This window comes from Saccharomonospora glauca K62 (assembly GCF_000243395.2).
Classification (GTDB): Bacteria; Actinomycetota; Actinomycetes; order Mycobacteriales; family Pseudonocardiaceae; genus Saccharomonospora; species Saccharomonospora glauca.
Genome location: NZ_CM001484.1, coordinates 3,830,662 through 3,857,398, shown reverse-complemented (window position 1 = coordinate 3,857,398; position 26,737 = coordinate 3,830,662). Strand labels below are relative to the sequence as shown.

Below are 26,737 nucleotides of genomic sequence, written 5' to 3'. Positions count from 1 at the left end.
CGGGAGCGCCCTACCCGGCGACGTGCGCGGAGCCCGGCTTCGAGAACGGACGGTGTATCCGGGCGAGCAGGCGATCGGGAAGCAGCCGTCCGGCCAGGACGAACGCCCAGTTGTAGAACGGGCCGGTGACGACGTGGGCTCGTCCCGCCATCGTCGCCCGGTAGGCCTCGCGTGCCACGCGTGCCGGGTCGTCCTTGAACGACGTCGCGCCGATCTTCGTGCGCAGCATCCCCGATCGCGCGAAGAACTCCGTGTCGGTGACGCCGGGCAACACCGTGGTGACGGTGACGCCCTTCCCGCGTAGTTCCTCGCCCAGGGCCGCGGCGAACGACGACAGGAACGCCTTCGACGCGTTGTAGGTGGCCTGGTAGGGGCCGGGCAGTCCGGCCACCGTCGACGACACCACGACGAGCCGTCCGCCGCCCCGCTCGACCATCGCGGGTACCAGGCGCTTGGCCAGATGCACGGTGCCCACCACGTTGAGGTTGACGACACGCAACTGCTCGTCCAACGACTCCGTGCTCGTGGCGAACGGCCCACCGACCCCGGTCCCGGCGTTGAGCACCAGCACGTCCACCGGACGGTCGAGCGCCTCGACGCGGTCGGCCAGCTCCACGACGCCCCCGTAGCGGGAGAGATCGCTGGCCACGCCCCACACCTTTCGCCCCGACGATTCGAGCTCGGCCACGGTGGCGTCCAGTGCGTCGTCGTCGGCGGCCAGCACGAGATCGAACCCGTTCCGGGCGAACTCCTCGGCAAGCTTGCGGCCTATTCCCGTCGACGCACCCGTGATCACGGCTAGCTGGGCAGCCATCTTCCTCCCCTTCCGCGGTCGCTACCTACGGATACCCACGTTCTCGGGGCCTTTACGCTGCTCGACGTGATGACCGACGCACGACTTGCCGCGCGGCTCGCCGCCGAAGCCGGGGAACTGCTGCTCCGGATCAGGGACGAGACGAGCCGGGAACCCGTCCGGGACCCCCGCGCACTGGGACGTCGGGGTGACGCGGAGTCGAACGCCCTGATCGTGCGGACACTCGCCGAGCACAGGCCGGGCGACGCCGTGTTGTCCGAGGAGTCGGCCGACGACCCGAAACGGCTGCGCGCGTCTCGGGTGTGGATCGTCGATCCGCTCGACGGGACACGGGAGTACGGGCTGGGGCGACCGGACTGGACCGTGCACGTCGCGTTGTGGCAAGCCGGAATCGGGATCACGGCCGCCGCCGTCGCTCAACCGGACTCGGGTTTGGTGATGAGCACCGACGAGCCGAGGAAAAGTTCCTCACAATTACCCGGAAAAAAGAAACGAATTCTGGTCAGCAACACACGACCACCCGAATTCGCGAAAAAAGTTGCCGAAGAGGTCGACGCGGAACTGGTTCCGATGGGGTCCGCGGGAGCCAAGGCTCTGGCGGTGGCGCGTGGGGAGGCCGACGCCTACGTGCACGCGGGGGGTCAATACGAATGGGATTCGGCGGCGCCCGTCGGTGTCGCCCGGTCGGTGGGCTTGCACGCCTCGCGTGTGGACGGCTCCGAGTTGAGCTACAACGGCGTGTCGCCGTACCTTCCCGACCTGCTGATTTGCCGTCCCGAGCTGGCCGAGCCGCTGTTGCGCGCGATCGCGCGGTGGAGGGACTGACCCGAACATGGAAACGGGTGGGAGACCTGTGGCCTCCCACCCGTGGCTGGAGTAACGACGCTCAGTCGTTGTTCGCCTCCGCGTTGGTGCAGACCGTGTCGCCCGTGACGTTGGCGCCCAGCAGAGCGATCAGGTTGAGGTCCAGCGTGTCGCAGAGGTTGATGTCGTTGTTGCTCAGCACGTCATCAACGTTGATAAGGCCAATCTGGTTCGTGTTGTCGTTGGCCTCCACGTCCGCCGGCGTGGTCGCGAAAGCGGGCGAGCCGATCATCAGCAGTCCGGCCGCAGCGGAGGCGACAATAGCAGTCTTCTTGAACACCTTAACCCATTCCTATCGACTCGAGTGACGTTCTGCTGCGGTTGGGAATTCACCGCAACCGACCACGAATCTACAAGCACGACAACGGGGGCACACGGCAAAATGAAGCCGAAGGGGATCACCCGTTCTGTGGTGATGTGAATCACTTGATTCCTTTGATAAGCACCCAGGAGTGCTCCGACCAGCGGATATGCAATAAATGCAGGTTGCGTTTCGTAGTTGGACACTCGATTGCGCAGGGGGTGTTACCCGTTTCGGTGTCTGGTGAAGAGCGAAGCGTATTGGGTGGAGGGTGTGCAAATGGCCCGATAGTATGAAAGTTTGCCGCGAGTATCGTGAAAAGCCGCTCGTGTTCCGCTCATTGTCGCCCGTGGTGGACGTCTCGGACGTCGTTATGGTCCTATGTGTACTGTTCGGATGCGAGGGTCTGCTTCCCGTCCTTGGAAGGGGCGCTTACGACGCCAGTACGCCCAACACCTCGTCGCCGTAGCGGTTCAGCTTGGTCTCGCCCACACCGCTGACCGTGCTCAGTTCGTCGCGATTCGACGGTCGTAGCGTCGCGATCTGCCGCAGCGTGGCGTCGTGGAAGATCAGGTACGCCGGGACCCCTTGTTCCTTGGCGGTGCTGGCACGCCAGGCCCGCAGCCGCTCGAACACGGCCGACGCCTCGGCGTCCAGCTCCTGCGTCTCGGCGCCCTTCGACGTCGTCGTGCGGGAGGAGCGCACCGTGATCCCGGCCGGGTCCTTACGCATGCGCACCGTCCGGCCCCGATACAGCACCTCGTCGGAGGCGGGCGTGGTGACGAGCGTGCCGTAGTCGCCCTCGACGGCGAGCAGGCCCTGGGCGAGCAACTGCCGTATCACCGCGCGCCACTCGCCCTCGCCGAGGTCGGTCCCCACCCCGAAGACCGACAGCGCGTCGTGCCGGTACTGGGAGACCTTGGGGGTGCGCTTGCCACGCAGGATGTCGATGATCTGGCCCGCCCCGAACTTCTGCCCGCGTTCCCGGCGCAGGCGCACCACGGTGGAGAGCAGTTTCTGCGCGGCCACGGTGCCGTCCCAGGACTCCGGGGGCGAAAGGCAGGTGTCGCAGTTGCCGCAACGACTCACGGCGCCGTCCTGCCCGAAGTAGGCCAGTAGGCGGGCCCTGCGGCAGTCGACCGTCTCGCAGAGGGCGAGCATGGCGTCGAGGTGGGTGGACAGGCGTCGCCGGTGTGCCGCGTCGCCCTCCGAGGTGTCGATCAACCGCCGTTGCGCCACGACGTCCGCGAGACCGTAGGCGAGCCATGCCGTCGCGGGTAGTCCGTCGCGCCCCGCCCGCCCCGTCTCCTGGTAGTAGCCCTCCACCGACTTGGGCAGGTCGAGGTGTGCCACGAAGCGGACGTCGGGCTTGTCGATACCCATGCCGAACGCGATGGTGGCCACCACCACGAGCCCGTCCTCGCGCAGGAACCGTGCCTGGTGGTGGGCGCGGGTCCCCGCGTCGAGCCCCGCGTGGTACGGCAGCGCCTCGACACCGTTCCGGGTGAGGAACTCGGCGGTCTCCTCCACCGAGCGGCGCGAGAGGCAGTAGACGATGCCCGCGTCACCGACGTGCTCGGTGCGGATGAAACGCAGCAACTGCTTGCGAGGGTCCTTCTTCGGCACGATCCGGTACTGGATGTTGGGCCGATCGAAGCTGGAGACGAACACCCGCGCGTTCTCCAGCTTCAGCCGGGTGACGATCTCGTCGCGGGTGGCGGGAGTGGCCGTAGCCGTCAGGGCCACGCGCGGCACGTCGGGTCGGCGCTCGTGCAGCGTCGACAGCTCCAGGTAGTCGGGACGGAAGTCATGGCCCCACTGCGAGACGCAGTGCGCCTCGTCGATCGCGAACACCGACACCGGGCCGCGTTCGATGAGCCGTAACGTGGACTCGGACCGCAGCCGTTCGGGCGCGAGATACAGCAGGTCGAGCTCGCCCGCGAGGAACTCCGCCTCCACCATCCGGCGCTCGTCCGGGTCCTGCGTCGAGTTGAGGTACCCCGCGCGCACGCCCGCGGTGCGCAGCCCGGCCACCTGGTCCTGCATGAGGGCGATCAGTGGGGAGATCACCACTCCGACGCCGTCGCGCACCAGCGCGGGGATCTGGTAACAGAGCGACTTGCCGCCACCGGTGGGCATCAGCACGAGGGCGTCCCCGCCGTCGGTGACGTGGTCGATGATCTGCTGCTGGTTGTCGCGGAACGAGTCGTAGCCGAAGACGCGCTTGAGGACGTCGAGTGTCTGCGAATTCCCCACCTCCGCGATCCTAGGCCGCGGCCGCCGCCGGCCAAGGCGTGGCGCCCCGCCGTGTCCGCACCTCATGCACGCGTGTCCGCAGGTTTCGTACTCGTGTCCGCACCTCATGCACGCGTGTCCGCAGGTTTCGTACTCGTGTCCGCAGCCTGCGGCGCGACCTCACGTCCACAGCCTGCGGACACGGGTGCACAGCCTGCGGACACGGGTGCACAGCCTGCGGACACGGGTGCACAGCCTGCGGACACGCCGGTGGGGAGGGAGGTAGTCACGTTTGTCCCCGGGGTATCCCGCTGGGCACCGACTGGAGGGAGTACGTGGCCGCCATGGCAGCACAGCCGACTCAGACACTGCGGGACCTGCTGGAGGACAACGATCTCCCCGGCCTTCAGGGCTGGCTCGTCGAGCACCAGCCGTACGAGATCGCCGACGAGATCGCACGCGCCGACGCCGTTCACGCCGTTCTCCTGTTTCGGCTGCTCGACAAGGACCGCGCGCTCACCGTCTTCGAGGAACTCGATCCCACCGACCAGCAGAAGGTGCTGGCCGGGCTGCGGGAGCCCGCGTTTCGCGACGTCGTCGAGCGGATGGCGCCCGACGACCGGGCGAGACTGCTCGGGGAGGCGCCCGCGAAGTTCGCCCGACACGTGCTCGCGGGGCTGAGCCCGCGCGAACGCGAGTACACCGCCGCGCTGCTGGGCTACCCGGAGCACTCCGTCGGCCGCTACATGACTCCCCAGACGGTGGCCGTGCGCTACCACATGAGCGCGGCCGAAGCCCTGGCGGTGGTGCGGCGGAAGGGCGGGGACGCCGAGACGGTGTACACGCTGCCGGTGATCGACGACCGCCGTTGCTTCCTGGGCACGGTGTCGTTGCGCGACCTCGTGCTGAGCCCTCCCGACAAGCCGGTCTCCGAGATCGCCGACGCCGACACGCCGCACGTGCGCGCCACGGCCGACGTCGAGGAGGCCGCGAGGCTGATGCAGGACACCAACGTGCTCGACCTGCCGGTCACCGACAGCGAGAACCGGGTCCTGGGCCTGCTCACGATCGACGACGCGTTCGAGGTCATCGAGGCCGCCGACACCGAGGACATCGCTCGTCAGTCGGGGTCGGCGCCGTGGGCGGGTCACTACATGTCGGCGAGCGTGGTGGAGCTGGCCCGATCGCGGGCGGTGTGGTTGCTGCTGCTGATCATCGCCGCCACGTTGACGGTGAACGTGCTGCAGTTCTTCGAGGACACGTTGGCGAGCGTCACCGCGTTGGCGCTGTTCATCCCGCTGCTAGTGGGCACGGGCGGCAACGCGGGGGCGCAGGCGGCGACGGCGGCGGTCCGGGCCCTGGCCGTGGGGGAGGTGCGCACGCGCGACGTGCTGCGGGTCGCGTGGCGGGAGTGTCGGGTCGGTTTCCTGCTCGGCTCCATGCTCGCCGTGGTGGCGCTCGTCATCGGGACCCTGCTCGTGGACATCACGGTGGCCGCGAGCGTGGCCACGTCGCTCGTGGCGGTGTGCGGGTGGGCGGCCACCATCGGCTCGACGATGCCGCTGCTGGCCAAGCGGGTGGGCATCGACCCCGCCGTGATCTCCGCGCCGCTGGTGACCACGCTCGTCGACGCCACGGGGCTCGTCATCTACTTCGTCGTGGCGCGGCTCGTGTTCGGACTGTGAGCGGCCGGGCAGCCACGCTGCGCGGCACAGGCGCCGGGGCCGGGGGCGTCCCCGGCAAGCCGGCTCATGGGGTCGCCGACGAGCGTGCGAACGGCGGCGCGGAACGTCTCCCGCTCCGTCTCCCCGAGGCCGGCCAGCAGTTCGTCCTCAACGGCGGCGACCTCGGCGGCCGCGGTTTCCAGCGCTCTCATGCCCTCGGGCGTGGCCTCGATGATGCGGGCCCTGCGGTCGGCCGGATCGGGTTTGCGGACGACGTAGCCCGCGGCCTCCAGTTCGTCCAGGATCGCGACGAGCTTGCTCTTGTCCACCGACACGGTGTGGGCGAGCGCGAGCTGAGTCCGGGCGGGGGCGTCGGCGACGGCCATCAACACGATGTAGCCCCACAGATCCATGCCGTGCCGAGCGACCACCTCGGCTTCCGCCGTGCCGAGGGCCAGTTTGAGCCGGGCGAGTGCCCAGTGCAGGTCGTTGTGCAGTCGGCTCACGTCGATACGGTAACAGCCCGGGAAAAATAGTCTTGATTCAAAATCATCTGTAAATAAACTCATCTCGTTGTCGAACGATATGGGGAGATGTGCGATGGACATGGGCTTGCGAGGGCGCACGGTGTTGGTGACCGGGGCGTCGACGGGAATCGGCGCGGCCACGGCTCGCCTGTACGGGGCGGAGGGGGCGAGGGTTGCCCTCACCTACCGAACGAATCGGGAGAAGGCCGAGGAGGTGGCCGCGCACGTCGAGCGGTCGGGTGGCGAGGCCCTGACCGTCCGGCTGGATCTCGAAGACCGCTCGGGGATCGGCGCGGCGGTGTCGACAGTCGTGGAGCGCTGGGGTGGAGTGGACGTGTTGGTGGCCAACGCCGTGCGCTGGGGTGCCACGCCACCGGACTCTTCGCTGAGGTTCGAGGACGTGTCGCCGGAGGAATGGCAGGCGATGGTCGACGCCAACCTGCTCGGCACGGTGGAGGTGGTGCGACACGTGCTGCCGTCCATGCGGGCACGACGTTGGGGACGCATCGTGCTGGTGTCCTCGGGGGTGGCGGAGGAGGGCTTGCCGGGACCCGGTCCCTACGGCACCGCGAAGTCGGGCCTGCACGGCATGGCACGGGCGCTGGCCTGGAACGCGGGCGCGGACGGTGTGCTCGTCAACGTCGTCGCGCCCGGTTTCACGCTCACCGAGCGAGCCCCGAGCGCGGATTCGCCTCTGGTGGAAGACTTCGCCGCCGCGATCCCGTCTCGCCGACTGTCCACAGCGGACGACGTCGCGCGGCTCATCGTGTTCCTCGGGTCGGGGGCCAACGGCAACCTCACCGGGGAACTGGTGCGTGAGGGCACGTCGGCCGCTCGCGCACCGCGCGTGGAAGAAGAGTGAAAGAAGGCCGTCACCACCGGGTCACGGTGGCGACGGCCTTCGAGCCTCGGGCGGGGGGTCACAGCGTGATGCCGTGGGCCTCCAGCCAGGGCAGCGGGTCGATCTTCACGCCGTTTTCGTGAATCTCGAAGTGCAGGTGCGGGCCGGTGGACTGACCACGGTTACCGATCGTGGCGATCTGCTGGCCCGCCTCGACGCGCTGGCCCACGGACACCAACGACTCGTTGATGTGGCCGTAGACGGTGATCAGGCCGTTGTCGTGCTGCACGCGGACCCACAGTCCGAAACCGCTCGCGGGACCGGAGGAGATCACGGTGCCCGACATGGCGGAGTAGATCGGGGTGCCGATGCTGTTGGCGATGTCCACGCCGTAGTGCGTGGTGCCCCAGCGGGCGCCGTAGCCGGAGGTGAAGGTCCCCTCCGCGGGCTTCACGATGTCCGGCGCGGCGGCCGGGGCGGCGCCACCGTCGGCGGGAGCCTCCTCGGCCTGCTTCCGCTCGTTCAGCTTGTCCAATTCGGACTGTTTCTCGTCCTGTTTGGCCGTGGCCTGTTCGTGAGCCTTCTCGGCGTTCACCTTGGCGCGCTCGGCCTTGGTCTCCTCGCGTTCGGCCTTGCCGAGGGTCTTCTCGGCGTCGGAGACGGCGTCGCGCTTGTCGTCGACTTCCCGGCTCATCGAGTTGGTGATGTCGGAGCCGAGGAGGGACAGCACCGAGTCGACGACACCGGCGAAGCTGAACCCGGAGTGCGCGTCGACGCGTTCCTCAGCCCGGTGCAGCCGGGCCTCGGCGTCCGCGGCGATGTCGCGGGCCTTGGCGAGCTTGTCGCGAGCGTCGGCGGTGGCCTGCTTCGCCTTGTTGTGCTCGGCTGTCGTGTTGTCGAGCTTCCGCTTCGTGTCCTCGGCCTGCTTCTTGGCGTTCTCCAGCGCCTTCTCCGCCTCCGCGATCTGCTCGTCGAGAGGCTTCTCGTCCTGCGCGGCGGCCTGCCGGACCTGGACGTTCTGCTGGGGGGCGGGGGCGGGGTCGGCGAAGCTGACGCCGGGGGTGGAAATCAGGGTCAGTGAGGCGAGCAGCGCGATCGGTGCGGCTCGCCGGACATGACGCGCACGCATTATGTGCGAACTCCAATGGTGTCGGGGGAAAGCACATCGGTGGGGGGCCGACGCACTCGAATCGGGGCACTGGCGACTATGCGAGGACGACAAGATCGCCCTCTACTAAACTTGATGTGCACCACAACGATTCGGTTAATTTTCCCGCAACTTTCGGCGCGTCGTACTTGACTGAGCACGAGGTGTCGATTTTGGGGCGGTTTGTCCCTGTGATCAATAAGGGTTCCGCGACGCCTCGTGAGGTGACACACTCGGCGTGATCCATCACGCACGGTGGCACAGTGTTGATCAACATCGACACCGCCACTGGAAGGAGCCCGACGCAGTGCAGGACGTAACACCGCAGATTCCGCCCTCGGCGAAGCTGGACCCCACCAAACCGACGGTCGCCCGTGTCTACGACGCCAGCCTCGGGGGCAAGGACAACTACGAGGTCGACCGGCAGGTCTTCGAGCAGGTCAAGCAGGTGGCGCCCCACCAAGGCGACGTGAGCTGGATGAACCGCAGGTTCCTCGTGCGGGTCGTGCGCTACCTCACCGAGCTGGCGGGCATGGACCAGTTCCTCGACCTCGGCAGCGGCCTGCCCACGGTGCAGAACACCCACGAGGTCGCGCAGTTCAGCAACCCCGAGGCCAAGGTCGTCTACGTCGACATCGACCCGATCTGCAACGCGCACGGCAGGGCGCTGCTGGAGGAGAACGAGTACACGCGGTTCGTCGAGGCCGACCTCACCAAACCGAAGGACGTGCTCTCGCACCCCGAGATCACGCGACACCTCGAACTCGACCGGCCGTTCGTGCTCATGCAGATCGGCACGCTGCACCACGTGTCCGACGAGCAGGACCCGGTGGGCATCATGCGCACCTACGTCGATGCCTTGCCGACGGGCTCCTACCTGGCGATCACGCACTTCTGGGACCCCGCTGACGAGGACCCGGAGCTGTCGCGGAAGGCGCGGGAGCTGGAGAACAAGGTGCGGGAAGCGGGCCTCGGCTCGGGGTACTGGCGCAAGCGGGAACAGATCGAGGATATGTTCGCCGGGCTGGAGTTGCTGTCCCCCGGCCTCGTGCGGCTCGACGACTGGTGGCCCGCCGGACCTCGGACGAGGGAGCCGTGGCCCGAGGAGCACCTCATGCTCGGGGGAGTGGCCGTCAAGCGGTGAGACGTGCGGTTTCCGCACGGCGTTGCGAGGGCGCACCACGGTCGGTTCCGTGGCGTCGGAACGCGAAGCCGGTCGGTGGTGCGCCGGTCACCGCATCGCCCCCGCGCGAGGCCGTGCCGTCGCTCGCGGAGGAGCGGGTCGGGGTCAGTGGTGGTAGGCGTGTGCCACGGCGTGGCCCTTGCCCCGGCTGATGAGCCACTTGTTCACCGGCACCGTGACCACGAACGCGATCGCGAGGGCCACGGCGAGTGAGCCCCAGAACAGCGGAGAGTTCAACGCGGCGTCCATCGCGTCGGGGATCACCAGCAACACGCCGTTGTCCACGAGTTCCATGACCGTGATCGACGCAGTGTCGGCGGCGAGTGCCACCCGCAACGCCTGCCGGAAACCCACGCCCGCGCGCAGGACACCGCGCATGCTCAACGCGTAGCCGAAGAAGAACGCCAGGGCGACGGCCAGGACGAGGGTGGGGAGAGTGCTCCAGCCCAACGCCGTCCCGATCGCCATCCCCAGGACCTCGCCGACGGCGCAGCCGGTGAGGCAGTGCAACGTCGCCGACACGGCCATGCTCCACCCGGCCGCGGGGGCGCCGTGGTGTCGGTGTTCCGCCGAGGTGGTGTGCTGGTGACCGTGCGACACCGCCCCTCCTTTCCCCGAACGTGGTGACTACCCACTGCTAACATCGGTCAACCCGGACGGGCCGACAAGGAGACGATCCCGTGGCGACGATCTACGACGTGGCGCGGCATGCGGACGTGTCGGTCGCCACGGTGTCGCGGGTGCTCAACGGCGGTTCGGTCGATCCCGTGCTCGCGCGGCGCGTGACGCAGGCGGTCGCCGCGTTGCGTTATCGCCCCAACCTCGTCGCCCGCAATCTTCGTACTCGGCGTACCCGCCTGTGGGCGGTGATCATCGCCGACGTGCGCAACCCGTTCTTCACCGACATGGTGCGGGGCATCGAGGACGTCGCCTCCGCCGAGGGGTACTCGGTGGTGCTGTGCAACTCCGACGAGGACGAGACGAAGGAGGCCGACTACATCGACGTGGCGTTGGCCGAACGCATGGCCGGAGTCATCCTGTCGCCGTCGTCGTCCCGTACCGAGCATGTCGATTCCCTGGTGAGTGCGGGGTGTCCGGTGGTGCTCGTCGACCGGGAACTGGACGGGGTACGTGCCGACGCGGTGCTGGCCGACAACGAACAGGGCGCCTACGTCGCCACCCGGCACCTCGTGGAGCAGGGCTTCGAACGCATCGCGTGCGTCACCGGGCCCGAGGAGTACAGCACGGCCGCGCAACGCCTGAGCGGCTATCGCGCGGCGCTCATCGAGGCCGGGCGTGACGTGGACGAGTCGTTGGTGCGCTTCGCCGACTTCCGCGAGCCGGGCGGCCGCGCCGCAATGGAGTCCTTTTTAGAGTGTCCACAACGGCCCGATGCGGTGTTCTCCGCCAACAATCTCATGACGCTCGGGGTGTTGCGGTGTCTGGCCGATCACGGCTTGTCCGTGCCCGACGAGGTCGGTGTGGTGGGATTCGACGACCTGCCGTGGGCGGAACTCGTACGACCCACCGTCACCACCGTCGGTCGGTCGACCTACGACGAGGGGCGAGTGGCGGCCGAGGCGTTGGTGCGCAGGATCGCGGACCCGAACGCCGAACCGGAGAGAAAGGTACTGCCGACTCGCCTGAAGGTGCGGGAGAGCTCGGTACGCACGTCGACGGAACGCTGAAGCGGCGGGTGATGTCGTTTCGATCTCGGGCCGGGCACGGCGGCTCGTTTTCGATACCGAAGCTTGATGAAGTCGTCGTGCGCTCGTTCTTGTTGCAATCCAAATCACATCTTTTTAGCGGGTATTGACCCGTTTGGCCGATTCGGGGGCCCGTTCCGGGTGCCAGGCTGCGTGCGACTAGTCGCGCAGCGTGAGGGGTCTGCGCGAGACGATCTACTGGGGGTTCTGGCAAGTGCATACGCGGTTGTCGCCGTGCCCTGCTCACGTGGGAGTGCGGTCGGTCGCCGTTTCGGTGGTACTCGCTGTCGTCGCCACACTGGTGGTCCTCGTTCCCGCGGCTCGTGCGGAAGAGTCGGTCGAGGTGATGTCCGCGACGGCACGGGCGCAAGCGGAAGGGAAGCCCGTCCGTGTCGAGGAGGAGACCACCGAGACGGTCGAGGTGCTGGCCAATCCGGACGGCACCTTCACCTGGCGGCAGAGCCTCACTCCGCAACGCGTGAAGCGGGACGGGAAGTGGCGTTCCATCGACACGACCTGGGAGCGTGGCGACGACGGTGTCGTTCGCACGGTCGCGACACCGGTGGCCCTCACCTTGTCACCGGGCGGTTCGACCGAGCCGTTGGTGGTCGCCTCGAAGGACGGCTACGAGGTGGGTCTGAAGTGGCGGGGAGAATTACCCGAGCCCATTTTGGACGGTCCCGTCGCCACGTATCCGGACGTGCTGCCGGACGTCGATCTCGTCGTCACGGCGAATCCCGAAGGCTTCGGCCAAGTCCTGAAGATCAAGACACGAGAAGCCGCCGAGCATCCGGAACTGGAGGAGATCACCTACGGCTCCCACGTCCGCAACGTGACGGTGAGCGGTGATGCCGACGGCTTGGAGGCGAGGGACGCCGAGGGAAGGGTGAAGTTCGTCGGAGACGCCTCGCGGATGTGGGACTCCTCCGGTACCAACGCCTCCGGTGAGGTCGTCGCTCCCCCGGCCTCCGCCGAGCAGGCCACGATGAGCGCGGACGTGTCCGGCGACGAGATCACCGTGCGGCCGGATCGGGCTTTCCTCACCGACCCGGACACCCGGTACCCCGTGTTCGTCGACCCCAGTTACAACTGGGCCGGCAGGACGAATCACCACGTCGTTGTCCAGAGTGGATATCCAGAAGAGCGGAACTACGACAAACGCACCGGTGACCTGAACGATCTGAAGGTCGGCAACGCCGGTGACGCCTCGGGAATCTCCCGCTCCTACGTCGAGCTCGACCTTTCCGGTGTGAAGGGCAAACGCATCAACGAGGCCACCCTTCGCACCAGGGTGAGACACTCCCACGGCTGTTCCGGAGGCGGAACCGAGCTTTGGCTGACGGAGTCGATCTCGCGCAGCACCACGTGGAACGATCAGCCGAGCTGGAACTCGAAGCTCGCCGACTTCAACGTCCACAACAACGTCCAGTACTGCCCGAGCCAGGGCGGCGTCGACATCAAATTGACGAACACCGTCAAGGGAGCCGTGGCCAACGGCAGGTCCGAGCTGACCTTCATGCTCAAGGCGGTGGACACGTCCCGAGCAAGTTGGCGGCGCTTCGACCTCGATCCCGTGCTGGAGGTCGAATACAACTCCTACCCGAACAAGCCCACGGAGATGTCCATGCAGGGTGGGCTCGTCGAGTGCGCGACGAGTCCCGAACGTCCGGCGGTTCCGACCAAAACTCCCCGCCTGCGGGCCCGTGTCTCCGATCCCGACCGAGGAATGCTCGAGGCCGGATTCCGGTTGCTCGTGGGGGTCGGTTCGGAAGCCACCTGGGACGGTGACGAGATCGTCACCGGAAACGTCCCGTCCGGCTCGTTCGCCGAGGTGACGGTGAAGGACGGCATGATCACCGAGGACGGCCTGTACACGTGGCGACTCCGGTCCACGGACGGACAGCTGACGTCGTGGTCGGACGACTGCGAGTTCGAGGTGGACACGGTGGCTCCGGACACACCGACCGTGACGTCCGAGGACTACCCGTACGACACCCCGGCGGGCGGCCTCGGACAGACCGGTGACTTCCTGCTGGCCGTGGAGGACGGCACCGACGTCGATCACTTCCTGTACTCGTTCACCGAGGACCAGACCGACGATCCGCAGACCCGCGTCCCGGCACAGGACGGACAGGCGTGGATCCGTTGGACACCGACGTTGGACGGGCCTCAAACCCTGTTCGTGCGCTCGGTCGACCGAGCGGGCAACCGATCGGAGATCTACCGGTACAAGGTCTTCGTCAGGGCACACGATCCGCTGACCTCGGGCTTGACGGGCCACTGGAAACTCGACGGTGACCTGGCGGACGAGAGTGCTCAGGGACGCACTCTGTCGGCGGAAGGGGCTCCCGTCCTCGACGCGCCCGGATACGAGAACTCCGCGGCCCTGCTGGATGGGGCGACCGATTGGTTGTGGGAGCCGACCGGTGTCGACACCGCCGAAAGCTTCTCGGTGGCCGCGTGGGTGAAGCCGAGCACGGCGGAAGGAAATCGCACGATCGTCTCCCAGGACGGGGAACACGTCAGCGGATTCCAGCTCCAGTCCACGTCAAACGGCGAATGGGCCTTCGCGATGTTCGGCGAGGACGCCGTCGGCGGAGGTGACGTCCACAGCCGAGTGCGCTCGTCGCAACGGGTGGAGCCCGAGGTCTGGACCCACGTCGCGGGTGTGTACGACGCCGCTGCGCAGCAGCTGAGGCTCTACGTCGACGGAAGACCCGCCGGCGTGCGGGCACACAGCGGCGCGTGGACCGCGAGCGGCCCACTCGCCATCGGGCGAGCGCTGTGGAGCGACAACCACGTCGACCACTTCTCCGGCTCGATCGACGAGGTCCGGGTGTATGACCGCGTGCTGACCAACTCCGAGGTGGCACTGCTGGCTCAACAGGCGGTGCTAAGGGCGCACTACGCGATGGAAGAGGGCAGCGGGACCACCACGCGCGACGAGGTGACGGGGCAGGAGGCCGTCTTCCACGGTGCCGCGTCTTGGGAGGTCGGGGAGTTCACCTCGGTCCGGCTGAGCTACGACCAGACGGACTGGCAGTACCTCTCCGCGCCGCGCCCGGACATCCGCACCGACAAGTCCTACACGGTGGCGGCGTGGGTGAAGGCGGACGACCTGACCCGCCAGGAAGCCGCTGTCAGCATGGGGGATGCCGAGTACACGCCTTTCTCCCTCGGCTACCGGATCGACACCGGCCGGTGGTCGATGGCCGTCACCTGCCCGGAGAGCAAGGGCTGTGAACGTGGTGGAGGAGTGGCGAGCAGCGTCGAGCGCCCGAGGGCCGACGAATGGGTCCACCTCACCGGCGTGTACGACGCCCAGAAACGCGAGGTCCGGCTCTACATCAACGGCAGGTTCGCCGGGAAGGCCACCGACGTGCACTCGTGGAACAACTCCGGGGAACTTCTCATCGGCCGTACGGTCTGGACAGGCCTTCCGGCCGACCCCTGGTACGGGGCCGTCGACGAGGTTCGTGTGTTCGCCGGGGTGCCCAGCGACGGGGAGATCTTCCAGCTCTCGTTCCGGTAGCTCTGCCAGCTCAACTCGTTTCGTCAATTGAGGAAGGACGACCCGTGCGCGTGAGCCGGTTCGCCAAGCGTGGTTTGATCCTGGTGCTCGGCGTGTCACTGCTGGGCTCGTTGACCCCGGCAGTGGCAGCTCCGCCGGGAATCGACACCGACCAAAAACTCCCGCCACTGCAACGGGAACGCTCCGTGCCCGGAGAACCGGTGACGGTGGCTCCGTTGCCGGAGAGCGAGACGGCGAAGAAGGCCATCGAGGCGATGCCTCGACCGGTGTGGCCGGGAAACGACAACGCCGTGGTGGACCTCGCCGCCGCCCGAACGGCTTCCCGAAGCGAGGACGAGCAAGCACCGGAATACCGTCGAGCCGGCGAGCTCCCCGTCCTGGTGGGACTGTCGGCCAAGGACGGTGCCGTCGCGGCCGCGAGTTCCGAATCGGCCAAGGTCGAGGTCGAGACCTTCGACCAGGACACCGCGGCGGACGTGGGTTTGCGGGGCCTGCTGCTTCGAGTGTCCGACGCCGGGGGCACGGCCGGGGACACGGTGTCCGTCCGGGTCGACTACTCCAAGTTCGCGGCGGCCTACGGGGCGAACTACGGATCGCGACTGAAGTTGACGCGGTTGCCGGAGTGTGCTCTGAAGACCCCCGACGAGGCGGAGTGCCGAGCGGGTGAGCCGATCGAGACCGTCAACGACGAGCGAAACGGCACGGTGACGGCCGACGTCGCCCTTCCCGAGGCGAAGGAGTCCGGTGTCCTCCTGGCCGTGGCGGCGGACGCCGAGTCGTCGGCGGGGTCGTTCACCGCGACCTCGCTTTCGCCCTCCTCGTCGTGGTCTGCCGGGGGCTCCGGCGGGGCGTTCAACTTCTCCTATCCGTTGGTGATGCCGCCGTCCCCCGGTGGGAAAGCGCCGAACGTGTCGCTGCAGTACTCGTCCGCGTCACTGGACGGCCGCACCAGCACGACCAACAACCAGGCCTCGGTGGTCGGTGACGGGTGGGAACTTTCCGCCGGCGGCTACATCGAGCGCCAGTACACGGCGTGTTCGCAGGACTTGAACGGCAACCAGGGGACGCGCGAGACCGGCGATCTGTGTTGGGCCAGCGACAACGCGACCATGATGTTGGGTGGCGTGTCGACCGAGCTGGTCCGTGACGAGAAGACCGGCCGGTGGCGCCCCAAGTCGGACGACGGTTCGCGCATCGAGCGATTGTTCGGCGCCGACAACGGCGACAACAACGGTGAGTATTGGAAGGTCACCACCAAGGACGGCACCCAGTACTTCCTGGGCATGAACCGGATGCCGGGGTGGAAGGAAGGCGACCCGGAGACCTCCTCGGCGTGGACCGTCCCGGTGTTCGGTAACCACGCGGGCGAGCCGTGCCACGCCGAGAGCTACGCCGATTCCTGGTGTCGGCAGGCGTGGCGTTGGAATCTCGACTACAGCATCGATCCACAGGGCAACGTCACGACCTTCTACTACAAGGCCGAGTCCAACTACTACGGGCGCAATCTGGACGCCGACGCCGGTACCAGGTATGTGCGCGGTGGATACCTCGATCGAATCGAGTACGGTCTGCGTAGTGACGACTTCTTCGGCGATGCCGCCGCGCGGGTGCGGTTCACGATGGCCGAGCGGTGTCTGCCGAGTATCGGAGTGAACTGTGGACCGGACGAACTCACCGAGGACACCGCGGAGTCGTGGCCGGATGTCCCGTTCGACCGCATCTGTGCCGCGGACGAATCGTGTGAGTACCGCACTTCCCCGTCGTTCTTCACCCGCAAGCGCCTGACCAAGATCACCACGCAGGTGAACAGGGCATCCGGGTGGCACGACGTCGACTCCTGGACCCTGCGGCAGTCGTTCCCCGAGTCCGGTGATGGCCTGGCGCCGGCGCTGTGGTTGGCGGGAATCAAGCGGACCGGCCATGTCGGCGGCACGGAGTCGGTTCCGGAGATGGTGTTCGGCGGGCACTCGCTGCAGAACCGTGTCGACGCCGACGAGGGCATCGCTCCGTTGACCCGGTACCGGCTGACCGACATCCGCAACGAAACCGGCGGTCACATCGAAATCAAGTACTCCGGGCCGGAGTGTGTGCGCGGCGAGAACATGCCGGACAAGCCGGAGACCAACACCATGCGGTGTTATCCGGTGTGGTGGTCGCCTGAGCACGCACCCGAACCGATGTTGGACTGGTTCCACAAGTACGTGGTCACGGCGGTGACCGAGGACGATCGCACCGGCGGGTCGGCACTCCGGAAAACGACGTACGAGTACCTGGGCGGAGCCGCGTGGCGGTTCGACGACCGTGATTTCCTCAAGTCCGAACACCGCACCTGGTCGTCGTGGCGGGGGTACGGACGGGTCCGCACCGTCGTCGGGGAACCGGGCACCACACAGTCGGTCACCGAGACCCTGTACCTGCGCGGCATGGACGACGACACCCTGCCGGGCGGCAAGAAGCGTGACGTGTGGGTCGAGGACTCCGAAGGCGGACGCATCGAGGACCACGATCGGCTCGCGGGGTTCGCACGAGAGACGTTGCAGTACGACGGCGAGGAGGTGGTGTCGGCCTCGGTGACCGATCCGTGGCTGCACGGACCGACCGCCGTCGACGGTGACGACGAGGCCTACGCGCTCGCCGTGGCCGAGGTTCGGGGACGCGAGCTTGTGGAGGACGGTACGTGGCGCCGTACCAAGGTGTCCCGCACCTACGACGAGCACGGCTTGGTCACCCAGATCGACGACGCCGGAGACGTGGCTGTCGAGGGTGACGAGAAATGCACGCGTACCAGCTATGTGCGGAACACCGACGCCTGGATGCTGAACTACGTCTCGCGGTCGCGGGAGGTCGCGTTGCCGTGTTCGGCGGGCGAGGGCGAGGGCAACGACGTCATCAGCGACGTCCGCAACCTCTACGACGGACAGGAGTTCGGCGCGGCACCGACGCGCGGCGAGATCACGACCGTCCAACGGTGGGACGGCGAGCAGTACCGGACGGTCGCCGAAACGACCTACGACGTCTACGGGAGGATCACCTCCCGCACCGACGCGTCGGGAGCGACGACGAGCATCGACTACGTGCCCGACACGGGGGCGACGACGCAGGTCGTCACGACGAACCCCCTCGGACACACCTCCACGACCGAACTGGAACCGGCGTGGGGCGAACCCCTGGTCGAGACGGGGCCGAACGGCGAGCGCAGCGAGGCCGTCTACGACCCGCTGGGTCGGCTGGTGAAGGCGTGGCTACCCGGACAGGACAGGGGCAAGGGCGATCCGGCGAACGTCGAGTACGAGTACCACTACCGCACCGACGCCGCGACGGTGGTCGCCACTCACTCGCTCCGGCAGGACGGCGGATACAACACCTCCTACACCTTCTACGACGGCTTCCTTCGCGAACGCCAGAGTCAACTTCCGGCAGCCGGGGACAACAAGGAAGTCCCGTCCGATCCCCGTGACGACGAGGACTTCGCGGGCGCTCCCGGCGGACGGATCGTCACCGACACGTGGTACGACTCGCGCGGCCTGGCGTGGAAGGTCAACGACGCCTACTTCAACGACGAACCACCCAGCGACGCTCTGTTGGGGGTGGGTGACGAGGCGGTACCTCACCAGACGATCACCGAGTTCGACGCCTTGGAACGGCCGACCGCGGTGATCTTCCGCAAGCTCGGTGAGGAGCAGTGGCGCACCACCACCACGTACGGCGGCGACCGGGTACACATCGATCCGCCCGACGGGGAAACACCGACCACGGTGATCCGTAACGCCCAGGGCGAGATGGTCGAGCGTCGGCAGTACCACGGTGACGAGCCCAGCGGTGAGTTCGACACCACGACCTACACCTACACCCCACGCGGTGAGCTGGAGTCGGTGACCGACCCGGCGGGCAACACCTGGAGCTACTCCTACGACGTGTTGGGGCGCAAGATTTCCTCGCACGACCCCGACAGCGGCACCACGACGTACGTCTACGACGAACTCGACCAGCTGATCTCCACGACCGACGCACGCGGGAGGACGCTGGCCTACACCTACGACGAGTTGGGCCGCCGGACCGCGATGTTCGAGGGCGGCCCGGACGGCACCAAGATCGCGGAGTGGACCTACGACACCCTGAAGAAGGGGTTGCCCACGGCCTCCACCCGGTTCGTCGACGGACACGCCTACACCACCAAGGTCGCCAGTTACGACGAGCAGAACCGGGTCACCAGTGAACAGGTGATCATCCCCGAGGTCGAGGACGAACTCGCGGGCACGTACACCTTCCGCACCAGGTACTTCTCGAACTCCGACCTGGTGGAGGCGTACTCGATGCCGGCGGCGGGGGGTCTGGATTCCGAGGCGATCGGCTACGAGTACAACGAGTTGGGACTGCCGACCAAGACCCACGGTTGGGAGGTCTACGCCCAGGAGCACCTGTACTCCCCGTACGGGGAGACGCTGCGGCTGACGATCGGCGAAGGTGGCCGGCGGGCGTGGGTGACGAATTACTTCACCGAGGGCACGCGCCGGCTCGACCAGACCGTCCTGGACCGGAACACCGATACCGGTTACCGGGTCGCGGATCGGCACTACTCCTACGACCCGGCGGGCAACATCACCAGCATCGCCAACACGCCCAAGGACGGGCCGCGAGATGTGCAGTGCTTCTCCTACGACTACCTGCGGCGATTGGCCTCGGCGCATACGCCCGCCTCGGGTGACTGCGAGACGGAGCCGAGTGTCGCGGGGCTCGGTGGGACGGCGCCGTACTGGATGGAGTTCACCTACGACAAGGCCGGTAACCGGTTGTCGGAGGTCCGGCACGAGGCCGAGGGCGACACGACTCGGACCTACGAGTATCCGTCGGCGGGGCAGGCGCAGCCGCACACGTTGACGGCGGTGACGCAGGAGGGCCCCGGCGGGACGTCGCGGGACGAGTTCGCCTACGACGCGGTGGGCAACACGGTCTCGCGCACGGTTGCCGGGGACACGCAGGAACTGGAGTGGAACACCGAGAACCGCGTGGAGCGCGTGGAGTATGCGGACGGGTCTCAGAGTTCGTATGTGTACGACGCCGACGGCAACCGGCTGCTGACGAAGGATCCCAAGCGGACGGTGTTGTTCCTGCCCGGCATGGAACTGACGCTGGACGTCGAATCGGGTGAGGTCACGGCCAAGCGCTTCTACGAGCACGCGGGCACGACGGTGGCGGTGCGGTCGTCGGTCGGCGGGCTGACGATGCTGTTCGGCGATCACCAGGGCACGGCGACGGAGTCGATCGAATCCGAGCCGGAATTGTCGGTGTCACGGCGATACTTCACACCGTTCGGCGCTCCGCGGGGCGAGCGTCCGGAGTCGTGGCCGACGGATCACGGGTTCGTCGGTGGAACCCGTGATGTGTCGGGTTTGACGCATTTGGGGGCGCGGGAGTACGACCCGACGCTGGGGCGGTTCATCTCGGTGGATCCGATCATGGATTTGACGGATCCGCAGCAGATGCACGGGTATGCGTATTCGAACAACTCGCCGGTGACGTTCAGTGATCCGTCGGGGTTGTTGTGGGGCGCGGCGTGTGGTCCGGACGGGATTCTGTGTGGCAGGCCGGCCGGGATGGATCGCCGGGACTACATCGAGACGCGGTCGTATTGGATGCGGAAGCGCGGTGATTCGCCGGCGGTGGTGCGCAGTTTCCAGCGGCTGGCGTGGAAGTCGTATGCGCCGCATATCGCGCGTGAGCAGGTGTTGGCGGAGAGGGGGATCAGCGCCGCCGAGTACGAGGAGATGCGGGCGCTGGCCAATTCGAAGCAAAGCTTCTTCGACTATGTCTTGGCGCAGTTGCCGGAGTTGGCTGCGGATCTGACGGGTTTGTCGGATGTTCAGGATTGTTTTTCGGGGAGTCTGGGTTCGTGTGTCGCGGCGATCATCGGTGCGATTCCGGTGTCGAAGTTGCGGTATGCGGGCAAGATCTTCGATGCGGTGTCGGATGCGTTCAAGTGGCGGGCCAGGGTCAAGGCCGCTCGGCGGAGTTTCCCGGAGCTTGAGGGTGAGATTCGGGCTGAGCAGGCCAAGCTGACGAGTTGTCTTGGGGGGAACAGTTTCGTCCCGGGCACTCTGGTGTTGCTGGCCGACGGCTCAACCAAGCCGGTTGAGGAGGTTGGGCTGGGGGATCGGGTGGTGGCCACTGATCCCGAGACGGGGGAGACCGCCTCGCAGAAGGTGGTGGCCACGATCGTCGGCCATGGTGAGAAGGATTTGGTGGAGGTCACCGTCGATGTCGACGGTGAGGCCGGGGATGCGGTGTCCACGCTCGTCGCGACCGCGGAGCATCCGTTCTGGGTGGATGAGCACGGTCGTCTCCTCAACCCAGCCGTGCACGGCCTGTGGGGCGAAGCCCCGGGGTGGTACGACGCCGAAGACCTCGATCCCGGAGACCAACTCCGCACCCCTGACGGTGAGAAGGTCCGGGTCGTCGACGTCCGCACCTACACCGCCACAACCACGGTCCACAACCTCACCATCAACGGTGTCCACACCTACCATGTGGTAGTAGGCGGCCGGGCCGTCCTCACACACAACGACAACTGTCCACGTGCCTTCGTTAAATATGAGGACATAACAAAAGGAAAAAGTATTCCTAATAGGCTTACGGATGTCGATCATAACGAGGTCGACAAGAACTTGATTGAATCCGGGTGGAGTAGGCAGCCATCCAAAGATGGTAAGGTTTACATCTACACTAAAGACGGTGATAAGTACATTCTTCGCGAGCATGCAAACAGTCATGAAGGATGGAATTTGGATCGCTTTGCATCCGGCAAAAAAACCGTGAAGATCAGACTAGGGGGTGAGAATTAATGAGGACTGGACTAGTGTCCGAGCGCCGAGAGTTCGAGGTTGTTCGGGAGACTGTCTCCAAGGATTTCCATCTGGACAGACGTTTTCCTGAGTCGGTATTTAAAAATCCCAAACCACGTACTTTGTTTTGCCAGGACCTGGGAGTTATGGGGCCGAGTTTTTGGCCTGCTATTCAGCGGCTGGCCCGTGTGCATGGTGACGATCGAATCGACTTCTTGGTCCTCGAACCTGATGCCGAAACCTACTATCGTGAAGGATACGGCATATATCCAGCGATTTCTTTGCCTGTTGATTCCAGCGAGGATGACTACTGGAATTCGGTGAGCTATGAACCTGATGGCGATCCAACGGGTGCGCTCGTGTTCTCGGCTCGCGTCTTTGCGGTGTCAGGCCCTTCGGGCAAATGGGGATGCTGGGGTGAGTTGGGAGTCGAGGTTGTCGCCGTGCAAGGAATTCCGGACTATATTTCGGACAGAGAATGGTGCGATGAGTTTGGAAATTTCTTGCGAGCGAGAGAGGCGTTAAATGATTACATCTCTTTGACTTTTCGCGATCAAAAAGTACCAGATTGGTTCTCTTGCCCCTTTGTTAAAAATTACGATGGGTAGCCCAAGTTATTTTAAAGACGCTCGTCGCGACCGCGGAGCATTCGTTCTGGGTGGATGAGCACGGTCGTCTCCTCAACCCAGCCGTGCACGGCCTGTGGGGCGAAGCCCCGGGCTGGTACCACGCCGAAGACCTCGATGCCGGAGATTGGCTGCGTACCCCCACCGGTGAGAAGGTCCGGGTCGTCGACGTCCGCACCTACACCGCCACAACCCAGGTCCACAACCTCACCATCAACGGTGTCCACACGTATTATGTGCTGGCGGGGACTGCGCCAGTATTGGTGCATAATAAGGGTGGCAAGCCTGCCGCCGATGACTTCAATCAAGCGCGAAACCAGGCTTTAGATTGGCTGATTCCGCGTGGGTTCAAAGCCGAGAAGGTTACGCTTGGAAAGTTCGGCGCCATCAAGGGTAGGCCGGTCGGAATGCAGACAGTGAATGGAAAAGTCGGGTTTCGGATCGAGTTCGACGAGCGGAGTGGGGCTCACATAAATGTATGGGCAGGAAAGGAAAAGGGGCCACACTTCCAGTTCGATGCTACCGAAAAAACTGTGACGAAGCTTCAACGCCTGCATGGATGTGGCTAATGGAGGTGTAATTTGTCTGAAAATTACTGGGAAGAGGAAGTATTTTCTGTTTCACCCCTGGCTTACCTGGAGAGGATAGATGATTCAAAAGTATTTAGCTGGCTGGAAGGTCACTTGCCTTTTTCTGCGGGAAAAATTGACTGGAGTCGTGTGGTTGGCAGGCATCAGCATTGGAGAATCGACGATGAGCGGTTGCTTGCAGAGAGTGCTTCCAGGGAGATTCGTGCGCGAATCAAGTCCGGCTCTGTGGTAGAGCATGTGGGAGATGGGCTTTCACCCTACGGTGTGCGTTTTACTGAGAGCGAAGTCGATTCGGTTACGGTCGCGCTTCTTGAGGTTCCGGAGCACCATTACTTCCTCGCAGAGGATAGATCGTGGGTTGTGGTGGTCTCCTTCGAAGGTGACCTGGATGTTTTGGACCGAGCTAGCGCTTAGCTAAGAGCGTGTCTCGTTTGGATCTTGGTTGGGTTGCGGGCATGATCTTGGTTCGTGGTTGATGAGTTGTCGCGGCGGTTGGTGCCTGATGAGCTGTGGGCACTGGTCGAACCGCTGGTCCCTGCGCATCAGGTTCGTCCGCAGGGAGGCGGACGGTCGCGCGTGGATGATCGTGCTGTGTTCACCGCGATCGTGTTCGTGCTGACAAGCGGGTGCGCTTGGCGACACCTGCCACCCAGCTTCGGAGTGAAGGTCCCGACCGCGCATCGTCGCTTCACCGAGTGGACGAAAGCCGGATTATGGCGCAGGTTGCATCGCGCGGTACTCGATGAACTCGGCAGCCAGGGAATGATCGACTGGTCCCGCGCGGTCCTGGACGGAGCCTCCGTCAGGGCCAAAAGGGGGGATCTCTGACCGGTCCCAGTCCTGTGGACCGCGGGAAACCCGGCTCGAAGATCCATGCACTGTCCGACCGGGCGGGACTGCCGCTGGCGGTCGCGATCTCGGCCGCGAACACCAACGACGCGCACGCCCTCAAACCGCTGATTCTGGCCATCCCCGCCGTGAAATCCCGGCGGGGGCCCCGCCGGCGCAAGCCGGACAAGCTCCACGCCGACAAAGCCTACGACCAGGCCGAACTCCGAGACTGGGTACGCAAGCAAGGAATCACCGTGCGCATCGCCCGCAAAGGCATCGAATCCAGCCAGAAACTCGGCAAGCACCGCTGGGTCATCGAACGATGTATCGCGTGGCTGTTCGGATACCGACGATTGACCATACGCTACGAGCGCTACGCCAACCACTTCTGCGCCTTCCTCACTCTCGCCGCAGCCCTCACCTGCTTCAAGAAACTCGCGAAATGAGACATGCTCTTAGAGATCACCAGCCGCCGACAAAGTTGGTGCCGAGGGGGACACCACAGACTGCATACCCGCATTGCTTATCCTGTGCCAGGCAGCAAGGTGGGGTAGTGAGACAGATGGATCAGAATAACTATGACTTCTAAGTCTGGTTTCCGTGGCGAATTTACCGTGTACTTTCAGCATGGAATGTTGATAATCGAAGACCCCGAATCTCGGGCTCGACATCAGGAATGGGGAGAATCCGCAAGCTTGGTAAGCATTGAACCCGATTCCATCTACTTGGGCGTAATTCCCTCAGTCGACGGACCGGTGAAGGTTAGCGTCTACGATGAACCAGCGCCTAGTGAAGAGGTGAGGGATCTTGAGTCTCGGTTTTCGGGGAACATTCATACGAAGCATGGGGTTCTCAGAGTTCACGATCCGGAAGATTCCGTCTCTCTTATCGTGCAGTGTTCGAAATCAACGGTGGGTATTCGAATCTACGCTAATGGTGGAGATTGGATTGATCGGGTTCTGCTTGAATTAGCTTAGCATCGTCATGGTACTTGTTCCTATGGGGTTTAGTGGGCGGTTCCACTTGAATTTCACCTGATGTGCGATTAGTAATGCCGAGGTGGAAGTATGTGGTCAGTAGCACTATCAGCTAGTATCACAAGGTTCAAGCGGGGGGGGGGGGGGCACATGTCGGTATATGGACTCCCCCTTAGGCTCCCTGATCTGGTGCTAATAGGGAAATAGAGACCGTTTCATCTAGCGAGTTTGGCGCCGTTCTCAGCCCTGAGTTTTGGCTAGTGTTCTGCATGATAGCCAGCTGGTTGTAATAGTTTCGCCCGCGGCACTCTGGTGTTGTTGGCCGACGGTTCGACCAAGCCGATCGAAGAGGTCGAGCTCGGAGACCGAGTGTTGGCCACCGACCCCGAGACCGGTGAGACCGTCTCGCAGAAGGTGGTGGCCACGATCGTCGGCCACGGCCACAAGGACCTGGTGGAGATCACCGTCGATGTCGACGGTGATGCCGGTGAGGCGGTGGAGACGATCACCGCGACCGCGGAGCACCCGTTCTGGGTCGACGACCACGGCCGCCTCCTCCAGCCCGCCGCCCACGGCCCGTGGGGCGAAGCACCGGGCTGGTACGACGCCGAAGACCTCGATCCCGGAGACCAACTCCGCACCCCTGACGGTGAGAAGGTCCGGGTCGTCGACGTCCGCACCTACACCGCCACCACCCGGGTCCACAACCTCACCATCAACGGTGTCCACACCTACCATGTGCTGGCGGGCGCCACCCCGGTGTTGGTTCACAACGCAAGCTGTTGGAGCACGACGAAGAAGAAGTCGTCCGTTGAGAATGCCTATGGTCACTGGGACAAACACAAGTCTGAGTTCCCGAATCTCAACAACGCAAAGGAATATGTTGAGGCAGCGACAAATTTCCTCCGCAGTGCCAACCCGAATGTTTTGACGCGAACGAGGGCAAATGGAGACATAGTTCGATTTAATCCAGCTACGGACGAGTTCGGGGTCATGAGCTCCTCTGGAGTTCCAAGGACCTATTTCAAGCCGAATCCAGAATCTCACGGATACGCGACTAATATGGACTATTTCAATGACCAATAATAAGGGTGGTCTGCACTGTCGAGTCTGTGGCCTCTTGCAGAGTGAGCCGCCATGGGGCGAAGACGGAAAGGATCCAAGTTACGAGATCTGTGATTGCTGTGGGGTTGAATTTGGATATGAAGACGCGACGCCTGCGGGTGTCGTTCGTGCTAGGAAAAAATGGAGAGAGTCGGGGTATCGTTGGGTAGAAAGCTCGGCGCGCCCCGAAGGCTGGGATCCTGCCGAGCAGTTGCAGTATGCCTGGCATGTAGATGGTCTTGAAGCTGAATAGGACCACATAAGACACGGTTTTTACAGCTTGTCCCATTTGGTGAGTTTGTTGTGGCAGGCGAGGGTGAGGAAGGCGTGGAGGTGGGTGGCTTCGCGTTCCTACCGCAGGGTCAGGCGCCGGTATCCGGTCAGCCAGGCGCCCATGCGTTCGATGACCCATCGGTGCTTGCCCAGTGTGTCGCTGGTGTCGATGCCTTTGCAGGCGATAGGGGTGACGATTCCACGGTGCGGAGCTAGGCGTGTAGAGCGGGATGTCGTAGGCCTTGTAAGCATGCAGCTAGGTGGTTTTACGGCGCCGTGGTTTGCGACGGGAGCGGATGGCGGGAGTTTATAGCCGAAGACTTTCTGGGGATCGGTGAAGTCGAAAGCTGTTTGTCCGGTGAAAGTTTCGGCTCGTGCCTCTCGGCGTTGGCTAATGTGATCCCGCTCAAGAAGCTGTCCCACGCGGCCAAGATCCCCGGGCGTGGTCGAGAGGACGGTCGAGTGGGCGAACAAAGTAGCGGATGCGAAGAAGAACTGCCCGAAGCTGGAGAGCAAGCTCCAGGAAGAGCTGAAAGAGCTGCGCAAGAAACACGACGCGGGCGACTGTAATAGTTTCGCCCCCGGCACTTTGGTGTTGCTGGCCGACGGCTCGACCAAGCCGATCGAGGAGGTGGAGCTGGGAGACCGGGTGGTGGCCACTGATCCCGAGACGGGGGGGGGGG

At 65.0% G+C, this 26,737-nt stretch carries 17 protein-coding genes and 3 pseudogenes; 13 read left to right on the top strand and 7 right to left on the bottom strand.

Annotated elements, in window-relative coordinates; genetic code table 11:
• Window positions 1-10 precede the first annotated feature (10 nt).
• Window positions 11-814 carry an SDR family NAD(P)-dependent oxidoreductase gene (locus tag SACGLDRAFT_RS17915; RefSeq protein ID WP_005466341.1) on the bottom strand — a complete coding sequence of 268 codons (804 nt, stop codon included), beginning with the start codon at window positions 812-814 and terminating at the stop codon, window positions 11-13.
• A 69-nt stretch (window positions 815-883) separates the two neighbouring features.
• Here SACGLDRAFT_RS17915 and SACGLDRAFT_RS17910 point away from each other — a divergent pair, with 69 nt between their 5' ends.
• Window positions 884-1,639 carry a 3'(2'),5'-bisphosphate nucleotidase CysQ gene (locus SACGLDRAFT_RS17910; RefSeq protein ID WP_005466340.1) on the top strand — a complete coding sequence of 252 codons (756 nt, stop codon included), beginning with the start codon at window positions 884-886 and terminating at the stop codon, window positions 1,637-1,639.
• 61 nt (window positions 1,640-1,700) lie between these two features.
• On the opposite strand, the gene SACGLDRAFT_RS17905 is transcribed toward SACGLDRAFT_RS17910, so the two are convergent.
• A complete protein-coding gene (locus SACGLDRAFT_RS17905) occupies window positions 1,701-1,958 on the bottom strand; it encodes a hypothetical protein (RefSeq protein ID WP_005466339.1) in 258 nt (85 codons plus the stop codon).
• A gap of 453 nt (window positions 1,959-2,411) precedes the next feature.
• The gene (gene recQ, locus SACGLDRAFT_RS17900; protein ID WP_005466338.1) at window positions 2,412-4,235 is read right to left on the bottom strand and encodes a DNA helicase RecQ; all 1,824 of its coding nucleotides are present in this window, start codon (window positions 4,233-4,235) and stop codon (window positions 2,412-2,414) included.
• 323 nt (window positions 4,236-4,558) lie between these two features.
• On the opposite strand from recQ, the gene mgtE reads away from it, so the two are divergent.
• A complete protein-coding gene (gene mgtE, locus SACGLDRAFT_RS17895; RefSeq protein WP_232283997.1) occupies window positions 4,559-5,899 on the top strand; it encodes a magnesium transporter in 1,341 nt (446 codons plus the stop codon).
• On the opposite strand, the gene SACGLDRAFT_RS17890 is transcribed toward mgtE, so the two are convergent.
• Complete coding sequence (locus tag SACGLDRAFT_RS17890) at window positions 5,863-6,384, bottom strand: MarR family winged helix-turn-helix transcriptional regulator (RefSeq protein ID WP_005466336.1); 522 nt, start codon at window positions 6,382-6,384, stop codon at window positions 5,863-5,865. The two genes, mgtE and SACGLDRAFT_RS17890, sit on opposite strands and share 37 nt — an antisense overlap.
• 94 nt (window positions 6,385-6,478) lie before the next feature.
• Here SACGLDRAFT_RS17890 and SACGLDRAFT_RS17885 point away from each other — a divergent pair, with 94 nt between their 5' ends.
• The gene (locus SACGLDRAFT_RS17885) at window positions 6,479-7,267 is read left to right on the top strand and encodes an SDR family NAD(P)-dependent oxidoreductase (protein ID WP_005466335.1); all 789 of its coding nucleotides are present in this window, start codon (window positions 6,479-6,481) and stop codon (window positions 7,265-7,267) included.
• 58 nt (window positions 7,268-7,325) lie between these two features.
• On the opposite strand, the gene SACGLDRAFT_RS17880 is transcribed toward SACGLDRAFT_RS17885, so the two are convergent.
• Window positions 7,326-8,375 (bottom strand): M23 family metallopeptidase, encoded by a 1,050-nt coding sequence (locus SACGLDRAFT_RS17880; RefSeq protein WP_005466334.1) that lies wholly within the window; start codon window positions 8,373-8,375, stop codon window positions 7,326-7,328.
• A gap of 325 nt (window positions 8,376-8,700) precedes the next feature.
• Here SACGLDRAFT_RS17880 and SACGLDRAFT_RS17875 point away from each other — a divergent pair, with 325 nt between their 5' ends.
• A complete protein-coding gene (locus tag SACGLDRAFT_RS17875; RefSeq protein ID WP_005466333.1) occupies window positions 8,701-9,537 on the top strand; it encodes an SAM-dependent methyltransferase in 837 nt (278 codons plus the stop codon).
• Between the two features lie 144 nt (window positions 9,538-9,681).
• On the opposite strand, the gene SACGLDRAFT_RS17870 is transcribed toward SACGLDRAFT_RS17875, so the two are convergent.
• On the bottom strand, window positions 9,682-10,176 hold the full coding sequence (locus SACGLDRAFT_RS17870) for a DUF4396 domain-containing protein (protein ID WP_005466332.1): 495 nt from the start codon (window positions 10,174-10,176) through the stop codon (window positions 9,682-9,684).
• 80 nt (window positions 10,177-10,256) lie between these two features.
• Between SACGLDRAFT_RS17870 and SACGLDRAFT_RS17865 the strand changes: the two genes are divergently transcribed.
• The 8 genes and pseudogenes from SACGLDRAFT_RS17865 to SACGLDRAFT_RS17835 all read left to right on the top strand — a co-directional run.
• On the top strand, window positions 10,257-11,264 hold the full coding sequence (locus tag SACGLDRAFT_RS17865) for a LacI family DNA-binding transcriptional regulator (RefSeq protein WP_005466331.1): 1,008 nt from the start codon (window positions 10,257-10,259) through the stop codon (window positions 11,262-11,264).
• A gap of 265 nt (window positions 11,265-11,529) precedes the next feature.
• Window positions 11,530-14,814, top strand: coding sequence for a LamG-like jellyroll fold domain-containing protein (locus SACGLDRAFT_RS17860; RefSeq protein ID WP_232283996.1), 3,285 nt, complete (start codon window positions 11,530-11,532; stop codon window positions 14,812-14,814).
• Between the two features lie 50 nt (window positions 14,815-14,864).
• Window positions 14,865-21,653 (top strand): RHS repeat-associated core domain-containing protein, encoded by a 6,789-nt coding sequence (locus SACGLDRAFT_RS17855; protein ID WP_232283995.1) that lies wholly within the window; start codon window positions 14,865-14,867, stop codon window positions 21,651-21,653.
• Between the two features lie 14 nt (window positions 21,654-21,667).
• Window positions 21,668-22,261, top strand: coding sequence for a hypothetical protein (locus SACGLDRAFT_RS22110; RefSeq protein ID WP_005466328.1), 594 nt, complete (start codon window positions 21,668-21,670; stop codon window positions 22,259-22,261).
• Window positions 22,262-22,311: 50 nt separating this feature from the next.
• Window positions 22,312-22,848 carry a polymorphic toxin-type HINT domain-containing protein gene (locus SACGLDRAFT_RS22565; protein WP_005466327.1) on the top strand — a complete coding sequence of 179 codons (537 nt, stop codon included), beginning with the start codon at window positions 22,312-22,314 and terminating at the stop codon, window positions 22,846-22,848.
• Window positions 22,849-22,860: 12 nt separating this feature from the next.
• Window positions 22,861-23,283, top strand: coding sequence for a hypothetical protein (locus SACGLDRAFT_RS22380; protein ID WP_143090686.1), 423 nt, complete (start codon window positions 22,861-22,863; stop codon window positions 23,281-23,283).
• 54 nt (window positions 23,284-23,337) lie between these two features.
• A protein-coding gene (locus SACGLDRAFT_RS22100) for an IS5 family transposase (protein ID WP_005463988.1) occupies window positions 23,338-24,146 on the top strand; the annotation gives its coding sequence in 2 pieces (ribosomal slippage) (window positions 23,338-23,680 and window positions 23,680-24,146; 810 coding nt in all).
• An 837-nt stretch (window positions 24,147-24,983) separates the two neighbouring features.
• Window positions 24,984-25,763: pseudogene (locus tag SACGLDRAFT_RS17835) on the top strand (polymorphic toxin-type HINT domain-containing protein); the annotation flags it as partial.
• A gap of 291 nt (window positions 25,764-26,054) precedes the next feature.
• Here SACGLDRAFT_RS17835 and SACGLDRAFT_RS22850 read toward each other — a convergent pair.
• Window positions 26,055-26,358, bottom strand: a pseudogene (locus SACGLDRAFT_RS22850) (IS5/IS1182 family transposase); the annotation flags it as partial.
• Window positions 26,359-26,496: 138 nt separating this feature from the next.
• Here SACGLDRAFT_RS22850 and SACGLDRAFT_RS22560 point away from each other — a divergent pair.
• A pseudogene (locus tag SACGLDRAFT_RS22560) lies at window positions 26,497-26,737 on the top strand (hypothetical protein); the annotation flags it as partial.

What these genes read in the sequence shown, in the direction of transcription:
- SACGLDRAFT_RS17910 (WP_005466340.1), top strand. Translation starts at nt 884, where the DNA reads ATGACCGACGCACGACTTGCCGCGCGGCTCGCCGCCGAAGCCGGGGAA.
- SACGLDRAFT_RS17880 (WP_005466334.1), bottom strand. Translation starts at nt 8,375, where the DNA reads ATGCGTGCGCGTCATGTCCGGCGAGCCGCACCGATCGCGCTGCTCGCC.
- mgtE (WP_232283997.1), top strand. Translation starts at nt 4,559, where the DNA reads ATGGCAGCACAGCCGACTCAGACACTGCGGGACCTGCTGGAGGACAAC.
- SACGLDRAFT_RS17915 (WP_005466341.1), bottom strand. Translation starts at nt 814, where the DNA reads ATGGCTGCCCAGCTAGCCGTGATCACGGGTGCGTCGACGGGAATAGGC.
- SACGLDRAFT_RS17885 (WP_005466335.1), top strand. Translation starts at nt 6,479, where the DNA reads ATGGACATGGGCTTGCGAGGGCGCACGGTGTTGGTGACCGGGGCGTCG.